The sequence below is a fragment of the Terrabacter sp. NPDC080008 genome (genome assembly GCF_040702505.1).
In the GTDB taxonomy this organism is placed as follows: domain Bacteria; phylum Actinomycetota; class Actinomycetes; order Actinomycetales; family Dermatophilaceae; genus Terrabacter.
This window is the reverse complement of the sequence record NZ_JBFBLC010000002.1, coordinates 253039-266244: the sequence shown is the minus strand read 5'-3', so window position 1 is coordinate 266244 and position 13206 is coordinate 253039. Positions and strand designations below refer to the sequence as shown.

Here is a 13206-nt window from a genome sequence, read left to right as displayed (position 1 = left end):
TGGCTGATGGCCCGGGGCCTCGGCATCCCGAGCACCCTCGTCCTCTCGGCCCTCGTCGTGGCGGCGTTCGCACTGGCTTCGGCCCTCACCCTGCCCGTCGGGGTCCTCACGAGTGCCAGCCCCACCGTGATGCCGCTCTACCTCGTCCAACCCATCCCGCTCGCCATGCTCCTGGGACGCAGCTGCCTCAGCCCCGCGGCAGCTCTGGAAGCCACCGCGCCGCGCCCGGCCCGCGCCACCCACGCGGCCCTCCTCGCCGCCGTCATGGCCCTCACCCTCGCCATGCTCGCAGCCAACCCCGCCCTGAGCAGGGACACCTACGCCCTCGTCACCGCGTCGTACGTCGGCTCCGTCGGTCTGCTCCTCATCGGCGTCGCCCTCCTGGGGCGGCTCGGCGTCCTGCTGCCGGCCGCCTACCTGTGCCTGCTCACCGTGTTGGGCACCTCCGACGACGGGCAACCGGCCCCGTGGGCGTGGACGCTGCAGCCCACCCCGACTGCCCTGACCACCGGTGCCACCCTCCTGGTCCTCGGCTCCGTCGCTCTCGCGGCCCGCTGGCGCAGAACGATCCGCCACAAGGAGTGACCACCAGCACCACGACGCCCGAACGCGACATCGACGGCGCCGGAAGCGCCGCCGCGCTCCTCAGTCGCGACTGCCCTCGTCGCCCAGCACACGCACCGAGTGGACACTCGCCAGGTCAGCGATCTCGTCGAGGAGGTCGCTGACGACATGGGGGCTCGCCTCGAACTGCACGGTTGCGCTCACGGTCGTCTCCTCACCCTCCTCCCGCACGGTCTTCGCGTCGAGGACGGTGGCGGTGACGCCTTGCTCGGCAGCCAGACCCAGGGCCACCGGCAGGGTGCCTCGACCTGCCGTGTAGCGCATGAGAAGCGTGGTGCTCACCGGGTTGGCCTGCATCCGCCGGCCGAGTTTCGCCAGGACGGTCACGGTGAGCAGGTGGCAGGCGGTCGCCATGACCGCCAACGGCGGCATGCCTGCACCGCAAGCCATCCCGACCGCTGCGGTCAGCCAGATCGAGGCTGCAGTGGTCAGCCCTGACACGCTTCCACGGCGGACGAAGATGACTCCCGCGCCGAGGAAGCCCACACCCGACACGATCTGCGCAGCGATGCGCGAGGGGTCGACGGGGCCGCGGCCGGTGACCTCCGCGAACCCGTAGGCGGACACGAGCGTGAAGACCGCCGAGCCGACCCCCACCAGCGTGTGCGTCCGCAGCCCGGCGCTCTTGAAGCGCCGGTGGCGTTCGAGACCGATGATCGCCGACAGCACGAACGCCAGGCCGAGCAGCGTCGTCTCGGTCGACGTCGTGGCACTCGCCCACGTCATGTGCATCCCCTACCCACGCGACGACGCAGGTGACGGGCGAACCGGGCTGCTCCCTGCCACGCGACACGTCGTAGCGTGGGCCTGTGTGCACCCCGGCCGACCGTGACAGCGACGACGGCTTCATCCGGGTCCGCGGCGCCCACCTGCACAACCTCCGGCACGTCGACGTCGACCTCCCGCGTGACCGGCTGGTCGTCGTCACCGGAGTGTCGGGCTCAGGCAAGTCGTCGCTCGCGTTCGGGACCGTCTACGCCGAGTCGCAGCGCCGCTTCCTGGAGTCGGTGGCGCCCTACGCGCGCCGCCTCATCAACCAGGTCGAGTCGCCCCGCGTCGACTCGGTGAGCGGGCTCCCCCCGGCCGTCGCACTCCAGCAGCGGCGCTCGGGCGCCGGCGCCCGCTCGAGCGTCGGCACGGTCACGACCCTGTCCAACACCCTGCGCATGCTGTTCTCCCGCGCCGGGAGCTACCCAGCGGGTGCGCCGCGCCTCGACTCGGACGCCTTCTCCCCCAACACCGCTGCCGGGGCCTGCCCGACCTGTCACGGGCTGGGTCACGTGCACCACCCCACCGAGGACCTCATGGTCCCGGACCCCACGCTGTCGATCCGGCAGAAGGCGATCGCCTCGTGGCCCGGCGCCTGGCTCGGCAAGAACCTGCGCGACATCCTCGACACCCTCGGTCACGACATCGACCGGCCCTGGCGCGACCTGCCACCGGCCGAGCGCGAGTGGATCCTGTTCACCGACGAGGAGCCGGTCGTCACCGTGCACCCCGAGCGCGAGCCCGGCCGCATCCAACGCCCCTACCAGGGGCAGTACGTCAGCGCCGCCAGGCACGTCCTGCGCACGCTGTCCGAGTCGAAGAGCGCGTCCGCACGCCGCCGCGCGCTCACCTTCGTCGAGACCCTCCCCTGCCCTTCGTGCGGCGGCCGACGCCTGCGCCCTGAGCCCCTCGCCGTCACGGTGGCCGGCCTACCCATCGACCGGTGGTGGCGTATGCCGCTGGGCGAGCTGCGTGGCCTCGTGCGCCAGGTGCATGGCGAGGCCGAGGAGGGCGACGTCACCGCCAGCCTCGCCCCGGAACTGGAAGCGCGGCTCGACGTCCTCGTCGAGCTGGGCCTCGGCTACCTGTCGCTGGACCGGCAGACCCCGACCCTGTCGTCGGGCGAGCTGCAGCGGTTGCGGCTCGCCACCCAGCTGCGGTCCGGGCTGTTCGGAGTCGTCTACGTCCTCGACGAACCGTCGGCCGGGCTACACCCGGCAGACCGCGAGCCCCTCCTCACCGTTTTGGATCGGTTGGTGGCAGAAGGCAACTCGGTCATCGCCGTGGAGCACTCGATCGACGTCATGCGCCACGCGGACTGGCTCGTCGACGTGGGGCCGGGCGCCGGCGAGCTCGGTGGCCGGCTGCTGCACTCCGGACCGGTCGCCGCCATCGCCGACGCCCCCGAGTCGCTGACGGCGCCCTTCGTCCTCGGCACGACCGCGCCCCACGAGGATCGCCCGGCACGGACGCCCACGGGTGCGCTCACCCTCCACGCCATCGAGCGCCACAACCTGCGCGGCACGGACGTGACGATCCCTCTCGGGGTGCTCACTGCCATCACCGGGGTGTCCGGCTCGGGCAAGTCGACCGTGCTCGCGGTGCTCGGCGACGTGCTCGGCGACGTGCTCGGCGACGTGCTCGGCGCCGCTGCCAGACCCGACTCCCCCACGGAACCAGGCACGGACGACACGGACGAGCAGGACGCGGCTGACGGCATACGCACCCGTCTCCCGCATGCCACCGGCACCGAGCACGTTCGCCGGGCCGTCGTCGTCGACCAGCGGCCGATCGGGCGCACCCCGCGGTCCAACCTCGCCACCTACACGGGCCTGTTCGACGCCGTCCGCAAGCTGTTCGCCGGGACGGACGAGGCGAGGCAGCGTGGATACGGCGTCGGGCGGTTCTCCTTCAACGTCAAGGGCGGTCGTTGCGAGACCTGCCAGGGCGAGGGCTTCGTGTCGGTCGAGCTGCTCTTCCTGCCGGGCACCTACCGGGTGTGCCCGACCTGCCACGGGGCGCGCTACAACGCCGAGACCCTCGATGTCCGGTGGCGCGGCCGCACGATCGCCGAGGTCCTGGCGCTCAGCGTCGATGACGCCGTTGCCGTCTTCACCGACGAGCCGGCCGTCGAGCGCAGCCTGCGCACCCTCGCCGACGTCGGGCTCGGCTACCTCGGGCTCGGCCAGCCCGCGACGGATCTGTCCGGCGGCGAGGCCCAGCGGATCAAGCTCGCCACCGAGCTGCAGCGCGCCCAGCGCAAGGGCACCGTCTACCTCCTCGACGAGCCGACGACCGGCCTGCACCCGGCCGATGTCGAGGTCCTGATGCGCCAGCTGCAGGGGCTCGTCGACGGCGGCAGCACCGTCGTGGTCGTGGAGCACGACCTGGACGTGGTCGCCCGGTGCGACCACGTCATCGACCTCGGCCCCGGCGCCGGCGACGAGGGCGGTCGGGTCGTCACGACCGGGACGCCCGCCGAGGTGAGCCGGTGCCGGCAGAGCCAGACCGCTTCCTACCTCGCCGCCGCGCTGACGCCCGAGCCCTCAGGCGCCCGGCCAGCACAGGGTCAGCGCCCCCCGGCCTGACGGGTGATGTAGGTGACGGCGACGAACGAGCGGAACGCCGCGAGGGCGTCGTCCGACTCGATGCGGATCGTGCGGGTGCCCACCCGCTCGGCGCCCTTGACCCAGCTGCCGACCTCCGCCATGTCGGCGGTCTGCACGTCGAGCTCCACTCGCACCGGGCGTTCCAGATCCGGGGCCCGCAGCGCACCGGACCGCGCCCGGCGGACCGCCTCGGCCGCCGCCTCGCCGATCCGCTCGCGCGCGAGCCGGGGGTGCAGGTTCGTGGCGGCGAAGCGGGTGATCGACCGCTTGGTGACGACCGTCGTCGCGTCCGGGGCGTAGGGCGCCGTCTCGGAGATCGTCACCGCGTCACCCGTGACGAGGCCGATGGGCACGCCGAAGTGCGACGCCACGAGGGCGTTGAGGCCGCTCTCGCCGACCTCGGTCCCGCCGACCCGAGCAGCCGAGAAGACCTCGGGGTTGTAGGTGTGCGACAGCGCGGACGGCTCCCCCGAGATCGAGCCGTGGTAGCCGACGAGGAAGGCTACGTCGAAAGAGTGGTCGAGCCCCTCCATCATGTAGAGCGGCTTGTGGCGCCCGGAGACGTACGTCGCGTCGTGGGCCAGGGCGGCCGGGTCGAGGTTGCGCATCTGCCCGTGCGCGTCGTTGACCACGACCTCCGTGGCGCCGGCGCGGACGGCGCCCGTGATCGCCGCGTTGACCTCGCCGAGGGCCAGAGCGCACCCCGTGGCGTAGGCGGCTGTGCCCTCGCGGCACTGCGCCCAGTCCACGATCCCGGCCACGCCCTCGAAGTCGAAGGAGAGGTAGACCTTCACCGGACGTCCCTCAGCCGGCCCCAGGCGTGCCACCGGTCGATCGCCACCCACGCGCTGACCCGGGGGCGGTCGCGCACGGCATACGGCTTGCCCGTGTAGTGCGTCGCGACGCGGTCGATGTCGCGCAGGTCGGTGTCGTCGACCAGTTCGGTCACGTGACCGAGGATGCTGATGTGCGTGATCCAGTCGTCCGGGTCGATGGCGCTCAGGCTGACGCGTGGGTTGCTCCGCAGGTGCTCGAGCCGCTTGCGCCCGGCATCCATGTTCACGAGGATCCGGCCGTCCTCGTAGAGGTACCAGGTCGGCACCGAGACCGGCTGGCCGTCGGGACGCACGGTGCTGATCGTCGCGTGCCAGGGCTTGGCGAGCTCGTCGGCGATGGCTGGGGGCAGCGGTGGCTTGGGCACGTGGGGTCCTCTCGGGTCGCGAGCTCCCACCGTAGCCGCGGCACCGACCCGCGAGACGCTTGCCGTGGCCCGCCGGGATGGGTACTGCTTGGAGGAGGACCGACGATCTGGAAGGGGCGCCCGTGGACTTCAGCGACGCCATCGAGCTGGCGGGCAAGGGCATCGACACCGCGGGGGTGGCCGTGCTGGTCATCGGTACCGTCGTGGCCGCGGTGCGCGCGATCCAGAACTCGCGGGCGCACCTGCCCGACACCTACCGCCGCTTCCGGCAGCAGCTGGGCCGCACGATCCTGCTCGGTCTCGAGCTGCTCGTGGCCGCCGACATCATCCGCACCGTCGCGGTCACGCCGACGCTCTCCAGCGTGTCCGTGCTCGCGGTCATCGTGCTGATCCGGACCTTCCTCAGCTTCTCGCTCGAGCTCGAGATCACCGGCCGCTGGCCCTGGCAGAAGGACCCGGCGGACCAGCGATCGGGTACGACGTCCCCATGACCTCGGACTCCCCCGACCTCGAGCGGTTCGTCCGCGCCCAGGACTCCGGCGGCACGTATGCCGCTGCCCTCGCCGAGCTGCGCGCCGGCCGCAAGCGCGGCCACTGGATCTGGTTCGTGCTGCCCCAGCTCGCCGGTCTCGGCCACAGCGAGATGTCGAGGACGTATGCCGTCTCGGGCCTCCCCGAGGCCCGTGCCTACCTGCGCCACCCCGTTCTCGGACCCCGGCTGCGCGAGTGCACGGACGCGCTGCTCTCGCTCGGGACGAGCGACCCCGTCGAGGTGCTGGGGTCGATCGACGCGACGAAGGTGCGCTCAAGCATGACCCTGTTCGAGCGCGCAGCTGCCGACGCGGGAGAGGCGCAGCCGTTCGCCGCGGTGCTCGACCGCTTCTACGGCGGCACCCGCGACGACGCGACGCTGGGAGCTCTCGGCTCGTGAACGACAGCCCGCAGCACGCCGAGTCGCCCACCACCGACTCCGCCCCCACCCCCTCCATCGAGTCCTCCGACCGCTCTCTGGGCCCGTCGCCGCACTCCTCCCCGGACGAGCCGCGAGACCAGACTCGAGACCGGTCGTCCGAGCGTCACGAGCCCGACCCCCGCCGATGGAAGGCGCTGTGGGTGTGCCTCGTCGCGGGTTTCATGACCCTGCTCGACGTCTCGATCGTCAACGTCGCGCTGCCCTCGATCCAGAAGGGCGTCGAGGCGAGCCCGAGCGACCTGCAGTGGGTCGTGTCCGGCTATGCGCTCACCTTCGGGCTCACCCTCGTGCCGTCGGGCCGCATCGGTGACGCCCTCGGCCGGCGCACCGTCTTCGTGGTCGGGGTCGTGCTCTTCGGCGTCTCCAGCCTGGCGTGCGGGCTGGCACCGAGCAGCGCGCTCCTCGTCGTCGCGCGCCTCGTGCAGGGCGCTGCCGGAGGCATCCTCAACCCGCAGGTCTCGGGCCTGATCCAGCAGATGTTCCGGGGGCCGGAGCGTGGTCGGGCGTTCGGTCTGCTCGGTGCCACCATCGGCATCTCCACCGCGGTCGGGCCCGTCGTGGGCGGCGTGATCCTCAACGTGCTCGGCGAGGAGAGCGGCTGGCGCTGGATCTTCTTCGTCAACCTCCCGATCGCCGTCGCCGCGGTGGTGCTGGCCATGCGCTGGCTGCCGGACCCGCCCGAGCGCGACCGCTCCCGCCGCATCGACATCGACCCGCTGGGAGTGGCGCTGCTCGGTGTGGGCGTGCTCGGGATCCTGCTGCCCATCGTCGAGTCGGGGCGCGGTGGCTCGACGGTCCCCTGGTGGGTCGCCCTCGTCGGTGTGGGCTTCCTCGTCGTCTTCCTCGCCTGGGAGCGGGTCTACACCAACCGGGGACGCACCCCGCTCGTGGACCTGGGCCTCTTCACGGTGCCGGGCTACTCGGCCGGCGCGACGGTCGGCACCATCTACTTCGGCGGCTTCACCGGCATCTTCTTCGTGCTGACCATCTTCTTCCAGGAGAAGCTCGGCTACTCGCCGCTGCTCGCCGGCCTGGCCGTCACTCCCTTCGCTGCCGGCTCCGCCGTCTCGTCCGCGCTCGGCGGACGGCTGGTCGAGCGCTTCGAGCGCTCGCTCGTGACGACCGGCCTCGCCGTCGTCCTCGTCGGTCTCGTCGCCGTGGACGTGGTGCTCACCGTCGTGCACGGCCCGAGTATCGGGTGGTGGCTGGCGGCGCCGTTGCTGGTCGCAGGTGTCGGCAGCGGCTTCGTCATCTCCCCCAACGTGACCCTGACCGTGGCCCGGGTCCCGGTCGAGCGGGCAGGCACCGCCGGCGGCCTGCTGCAGACCGGGCAGCGCATCGGCACCGCGGCGGGCATCGCGCTGGTCGGCTCGGTGCTCTACTCCGGGCTTGCGTCCGGCCGTGGGCTCGACCCGGCGGCCGCGCTGCGGGTGGCCGCGGTGCTCGTGGCGGTGGCGCTGGCGGCCAGCGTCGTGGACCTGCGCAACCGGCGACGTCGGTCCCAGGAGGAGCCCGCCTGACGGCATACGTCTGGGTAAGCGTTTCGCCCGATTTCTCCAAGTTGCTGCGGTGGAACCGGACAAATGGTTCCAATGGTGAGGTCAACCCGGCCCGCCAGCTCGGCGCGGTCGTCGAACCACACGACCCCTGGACGTCCCATGAACCACCACCTGCCCCGGCGCCTGCGAGGGCTCGGCCTGATGCTCTCGGCCCTCGCCTCGCTGGCGCTGCTGTCGACCGCAGCCCCGAGCGCCACCGCCGCCACCACCGCCAGCGTCCGTGTCCCCGCCGTGCCGACGGGCCTGCCCACCGGCATCGAAGGCCTCTCGCCCTACGTCCCGGCCACGGGCTGCGACGTGACGAACCGGCCCGGCACCGTGAAGCTGGCCAAGCTCATCCAGGCGACCTACGCGAACACCTACGGCCTCGCGAGCTCGTGCACGTCGGCCACCTCACCGTCCTCGGAGCACTTCGACGGGCGCGCCATCGACACGTTCTTCTCGGTGCGCAACAGCACGCAGAAGGCCCAGGCCGGCGCGCTGATCAACTGGCTGCTCGCGACCGACAAGGCCGGCAACCCTTACGCCAACGCGCGGCGGCTCGGCGTCATGTACCTCATCTGGGACAACAAGATCTGGAGCTCGTACCGCTCGTCGGAGGGCTGGCGGCCCTACAGCACGTGCGCGACGACGCCGTCGACGGCCTACGACACCGCCTGCCACCGCAACCACATCCACGTCAGCCTCTCCTGGGAGGGCGCGCAGGGCCGCACCTCCTTCTGGACCAAGGCCGTCGCCCCGGTCGACTGGGGCCCGTGCCGACCGGCAGACCTCAACTGGTCGCCCGGCGTGGCCGCCTACAACCCCCGCCGCTGTGCCTCCTTCCCCGTGGTCAAGGCCCCGACGGGCGCCAGCGCCCTGCTCAAGGAGCTGGTGCCCCGCTCCGGCATGGTGCTCCGGACCGGCATGTCGGGACCGGCGGTGACCTCGCTGCAGAAGGCCCTCGGCGTCTCGCCGACGACCGGCAACTTCGGCTCGATCACCTCAAGCCGCCTCAAGGCGTGGCAGACCAGGCACGGCCTGCCGGCCAGCGGCGTGGCCTACGCGTCCACGTGGCGCTCGCTCCTGGCTGCCAACGGCATGCCTCGCTGAACGCCCCCGACCGTGCCCGACGACGCGGCGTCGCATCGGCGGCGCCGCGCCGTCGCTGTTCCCGCTCCGGGTCAGGCCGCGCGCGAGGAGGTCGTGGCGTACGCGCTGTCGACCGCCAGGCGCACCCGACGGTGCGGCCAGGTGACGGCAAGCACCGCGGTGAGCACCAGGCACACCGCGGCGCAGATGGCCACCGCCCCGTTTGGCGTGGCGTACTTCGCCACCCACCCGGCGGCGAGGTAGGAGACGCCGGCGGCGGCCACGGACACGGAGCCGGCGAGGCTGAAGATGCGCCCGCGCATGGCCGGCTCGGTCGTCAGGGCGAAGGTGGCCTGGAGCGGCACCATGAACGCCTGCAGGACGCCGGAGAGGAAGAAGAGCACCATGGTGACCCACAGGGGCGGCTGCAGGGCGGCCAGCAGCAGGGGCACCGGCATGGCGAGGGCCAGCGGCACGATGGTCCGGTTCTGCCTCAGCACGTCCATGCGCCCGATCAGGACGATTCCCACGACGGCACCCACGATGGGCGAGGCCATCAGCACCCCGCCCCACCTGTTGCCATCGGCGATCGGCAGGGCGAGCGCCTCGGGCGCGACGATGCCCACGCACGCGACGGCGCTGAGGCTCATCAGCCGGAAGAGGACCGGGTGGCGGGCCAGGTCACTGGCCGCGCTGGACAGGTCGCGAGCGAAGCCGCGCACCCCGCGACCGCGCTCGCCGTGGACCGGGCGCACCTGCACGACGAAGAGGATGACGACCGCGCTGACGACGAAGGTCACCAGGTCGAAGACCAGCCCGGTCTCGGGACCCACGATCGCGATCAGCCCGCCACCGACCGCCAGGCCAATCGCCTGGTTGAACTGCTCCGACATCGCCCCGAGGGCGACCGCCTTGGCGTAGAGCCGGCGGTCCTCGACGAGGTCGGTGAGCAGCACCATGTAGGAGGCGGTGGAGGCACCGCCGATGAGCTCGAGCACGAAGAGCACGAGGAACAGCAGCCAGTAGCTCGCGTTCTGAAGCACCATCCCCATCAGGACCAGCACGCACGTTGCGCGCAGCAGGTGCGACCAGATCAGGACCCACTTGTAGGGCATCCGGTCGACGAGCGGCCCGAGCAGGCTCCGTCCGAGGAACGTCGGGACGAGGCTCACCGCCAGGGTGCCGGCCGTGGCGAGCGGCGAGCCGGTGCGGTTGTAGACGACCGCGGCGATGGTGATGCGGGCGATGTAGTCGCCCCACATCGACAGGGCGTTGGCCAGGAAGACGGGGAGGTACCGGCGCACGCGGAGGACGGCGGCGAACGTCGGCGCGTCGACGTCGTTCCCCTGGCTCGGACTCACGTGCCGACGCTACCCCGAGGAGGGGAGTCGTAAAAGTTGAAATCAGTGGCATGTCTGGCACGTCTGGCGACGCGCCGCCACAGCTCGGCGAGGGCCGCCCCTTCCCCGGCCGGCCGGCCCATGATGCGGCCGATGCCGTCGAGGTCGCGCAGGTCCGACGGGACGCTGTCGATCGCCTTGCCACGCCACAGCACCCCCGCGTTGCGCATGCGCGCGCCGAGCTGCCACGCCTCCCGCAGGGCCGTGACGTCCTCCGCGGCAACCAGCCCCTCCTCGCCCAGTGCAGCGAGACCTGACATGGTCCCCGTCACCCGCAGGGCCCGGTGGTCGTGGGCGTGGAGCAGCTGGTGCAGCTGCACGACCCACTCGACGTCGGTCAGGCCGCCCCGGCCGAGCTTGAGGTGCGTCCGCGGGTCGGCGCCGCGCGGCAGCCGCTCGCTCTCCATCCGCGCCTTGAGCGTGCGGATCTCGCGGACCTGGCGGGCGTCGATGCCGCCCTCCGGCCAGCGCAGCGGGTCGATGAGTGCCAGGAACTCGTCGGCCAGCTCCTGCGGCCCGGCGATCGGCGTGGCCCGGAGCAGGGCCTGGAACTCCCACGTCAGCGCCCACCGGTCGTAGTAGGTGCGGAACGAGTCGATGCTGCGCACGAGCGGCCCGCCCTTGCCCTCGGGTCGCAGGTCGGCGTCGAGCCCGAGCGCGGGGTCGGCCCCGGGAGCGCCCAGCAGCCTGCGCAGCTCCTGCACCACGAGCGTGGCCCTGGCCTGCACGTCCTGCACGTCCTGCTCGGAGGCACCGGGGTGCGGACGGTGCACGAACATCACGTCGGCGTCCGAGGCGTAGCCGAGCTCGCGGCCGCCGAAGCTGCCCATGGCGACGACGAGGACGTCCCCGCCGATCGGCCCGCCCTCGCGGCGCTCGACCTCCTCGACCGCGGCCGTGAGCGCGACCTGCACCGTGGCGGCGGTGAGGTCGGTCAGCGCCGCCCCCACCCCGCTGAGGTCGGTGACCCCGACGAGGTCGCTGATGACGATGCGCAGCAGCTCATGACGGCGGATGGCGCGCACCGCCGCGACGGCGTCGGCAGCGGAGTCGCGACGACCCGCCGCGGACTGCATCGTGGCAGTCAGCGCCTCCCGGGTGCGCGGGAGAAGACCGTTGTCGTCGCCGAGCATCGACACGCTCTTCGGGGAGCGCACGAGCAGGTCGGCGGCATACCGGCTCCGGGCGAGCGTGTGGGCCAGCCGGTCGGCCGCGCGCCCCTCGTCGCGCAGCATCGCGAGGTACCAGTGCGTGGTCCCGAGCTCGTCGGACACCCGGCGGAACGACAGCAGCCCGGCATCCGGGTCGGCCTCGTCGGCGAACCAGCCCAGCATGACGGGCAGCAGGGTCCGCTGGATGGCGGCGCGGCGGCTGACGCCGGTGGTGAGGGCCTCGATGTGGCGCAGGGCGCCCGCCGGGTCCCGGAAGCCCAGCGCCAGCAGGCGCTGCTGGGCCGCCTCGGGACTCAGCCGCGCCTCGCTCGGGCTGAGCTTGGCGGCGGCGGCCAGCAGCGGCCGGTAGAAGAGCCGCTCGTGCAGCCGGCGCACCTCGCGTGCCGACGCCTGGCGGTCGGCCACGACGGCCTGCGCGGGATGCGTGCGGTGTCCCATGGCGCGACCGAGCCGGCGCAGGTCGGGCTCGGTCACCGGCATGAGGTGGGTGCGCCGCAGCCGGTGCAGCTGGATGCGGTGCTCGAGACACCGCAGGTGACGGTAGGCGCGGTCGAGGGTCGCCGCGTCCTCCCGGCCCACGTAGCCGCCGCGCGCGAGCGATGCCAGCGCCTCCAGGGTCGTGGCCGACCGCAGGCTCGGGTCGGTGCGACCGTGGACGAGCTGGAGCAGCTGGACGCTGAACTCGACGTCACGCAGGCCGCCGGGCCCGAGCTTGAGCTGGCGATCGGCCTCGTTGGCGGGCACGTGCTGCTCGACGCGCCGGCGCATCGCCTGGACGTCCTCGACGAAGTTGGGCCGCCCGGCGGCCTCCCACACCATCGGGGAGATCTCGGCCTTGTAGCGCAGCCCGACCTCCTTGTCGCCCGCGGAGACCCACGCCTTGAGCAGCGCCTGGAACTCCCACGTCTTGGCCCATCGCTCGTAGTACGCCTTGTGGCTGGCGATGGTCCGGACGAGGGGGCCCTGCTTGCCCTCGGGGCGCAGGGCGGCGTCGACTGGCCACAGGCTGCCTTCGGGGGTGGGTGCCGAGCAGGCCCGCATCAGCGACGTCGCGAGCGTCGTGCCGACCCGCAGCGCCGTGTCCTCGTCGACGCCGTCGCCGGGCTCGGCGACGAGGATGACGTCGACGTCGCTGACGTAGTTGAGCTCCCCGCCCCCGGTCTTGCCCATGCCGATGACGGCCAGGCGGCACGCCTCGTGGCCGGGGCCGTACTCCTCGCGTGCGATGACCAGCGCCGCCTCGAGGGCCGCTTCGGCGAGCTCGGCCAGCGCCTCGCCGACCGCCGGCATCTCGACCAGCGGGTCCGGGCAGGTCACGTCCAGGGCGGCGATCCGCAGCAGCTGCCGCCGGTAGGCGATGCGCAGCGCATCCAGGGCGCTGCGCTCGCCCCGCTCCTCGCCGACCGCGCGCACGAGGTCGGCGCGAGTCTGCTCGCTCGTGCGGCGCTGGGCCTCGGCCGCGTCGACCCAGTGCTCGGGATGGCGCACCAGGTGGTCCACCAGGGCGGTCGAGGCACCCATCACGCCGAGGACACGCTCCCGGCCCGACCCCTCCGAGGCGAGCTCGGCCGCGAACGCCGAGATGCCCCACCGCGGCGCGTCCCCCGCGCGGGCGAGGGACTCCGCCACCCGCACCAGCCCCAGCAGGCACTGCTCGGGGTCGGCCGTGTCGGCGACGACGGCCGCCAGCGCGTCGAGCTGCCCTCCGGGGATCGCCGCGCGGACGGGGAGAAGGGCATCGTCCTGGACGAGCTGCGCCGCCCGCTGGGCGTCCGGGAAGCCGAGACGGGCCAGGGCCCCCTCCGTCGTGCTCGTGCGTGACGCCATGC

At 72.7% G+C, this 13206-nt stretch carries 11 protein-coding genes; 6 read left to right on the top strand and 5 right to left on the bottom strand.

Going from position 1 to position 13206, the window contains the following annotated elements:
- Window positions 1–6 precede the first annotated feature (6 nt).
- Entirely contained in the window at window positions 7–585 is a 579-nt protein-coding gene (locus AB0316_RS07175; RefSeq protein ID WP_366271767.1) for a hypothetical protein, read from the top strand.
- A gap of 60 nt (window positions 586–645) precedes the next feature.
- On the opposite strand, the gene AB0316_RS07170 is transcribed toward AB0316_RS07175, so the two are convergent.
- Window positions 646–1350 carry an MgtC/SapB family protein gene (locus AB0316_RS07170; protein ID WP_366271765.1) on the bottom strand — a complete coding sequence of 235 codons (705 nt, stop codon included), beginning with the start codon at window positions 1348–1350 and terminating at the stop codon, window positions 646–648.
- Window positions 1351–1433: 83 nt separating this feature from the next.
- Between AB0316_RS07170 and AB0316_RS07165 the strand changes: the two genes are divergently transcribed.
- The gene (locus tag AB0316_RS07165; RefSeq protein ID WP_366271764.1) at window positions 1434–3980 is read left to right on the top strand and encodes an excinuclease ABC subunit UvrA; all 2547 of its coding nucleotides are present in this window, start codon (window positions 1434–1436) and stop codon (window positions 3978–3980) included.
- Here AB0316_RS07165 and AB0316_RS07160 read toward each other — a convergent pair.
- Window positions 3962–4795 (bottom strand): M55 family metallopeptidase, encoded by an 834-nt coding sequence (locus tag AB0316_RS07160; RefSeq protein WP_366271762.1) that lies wholly within the window; start codon window positions 4793–4795, stop codon window positions 3962–3964. The genes AB0316_RS07165 and AB0316_RS07160 overlap by 19 nt on opposite strands.
- Window positions 4792–5202: a TIGR03618 family F420-dependent PPOX class oxidoreductase gene (locus AB0316_RS07155; RefSeq protein WP_366271760.1), complete on the bottom strand. Its 411-nt coding sequence runs from the start codon at window positions 5200–5202 to the stop codon at window positions 4792–4794. The genes AB0316_RS07160 and AB0316_RS07155 overlap by 4 nt, the downstream gene beginning before the upstream one ends.
- 122 nt (window positions 5203–5324) lie before the next feature.
- Here AB0316_RS07155 and AB0316_RS07150 point away from each other — a divergent pair, with 122 nt between their 5' ends.
- The 4 genes from AB0316_RS07150 to AB0316_RS07135 all read left to right on the top strand — a co-directional run bounded on the left by AB0316_RS07150 (window position 5325) and on the right by AB0316_RS07135 (window position 8826).
- Entirely contained in the window at window positions 5325–5693 is a 369-nt protein-coding gene (locus AB0316_RS07150) for a DUF1622 domain-containing protein (RefSeq protein ID WP_366271758.1), read from the top strand.
- Entirely contained in the window at window positions 5690–6133 is a 444-nt protein-coding gene (locus AB0316_RS07145) for a DUF1810 domain-containing protein (protein ID WP_366271756.1), read from the top strand. The genes AB0316_RS07150 and AB0316_RS07145 overlap by 4 nt, the downstream gene beginning before the upstream one ends.
- The gene (locus AB0316_RS07140) at window positions 6130–7695 is read left to right on the top strand and encodes an MFS transporter (protein ID WP_366271754.1); all 1566 of its coding nucleotides are present in this window, start codon (window positions 6130–6132) and stop codon (window positions 7693–7695) included. Before AB0316_RS07145 ends, AB0316_RS07140 begins: the two co-directional genes overlap by 4 nt.
- A 138-nt stretch (window positions 7696–7833) precedes the next feature.
- On the top strand, window positions 7834–8826 hold the full coding sequence (locus AB0316_RS07135; RefSeq protein ID WP_366271753.1) for a peptidoglycan-binding domain-containing protein: 993 nt from the start codon (window positions 7834–7836) through the stop codon (window positions 8824–8826).
- Between the two features lie 71 nt (window positions 8827–8897).
- Here AB0316_RS07135 and AB0316_RS07130 read toward each other — a convergent pair whose 3' ends face one another.
- Window positions 8898–10166: an MFS transporter gene (locus AB0316_RS07130; RefSeq protein WP_366271751.1), complete on the bottom strand. Its 1269-nt coding sequence runs from the start codon at window positions 10164–10166 to the stop codon at window positions 8898–8900.
- On the bottom strand, window positions 10163–13204 hold the full coding sequence (locus tag AB0316_RS07125) for a bifunctional [glutamine synthetase] adenylyltransferase/[glutamine synthetase]-adenylyl-L-tyrosine phosphorylase (RefSeq protein ID WP_366271749.1): 3042 nt from the start codon (window positions 13202–13204) through the stop codon (window positions 10163–10165). The genes AB0316_RS07130 and AB0316_RS07125 overlap by 4 nt, the downstream gene beginning before the upstream one ends.
- Window positions 13205–13206 lie beyond the last annotated feature (2 nt).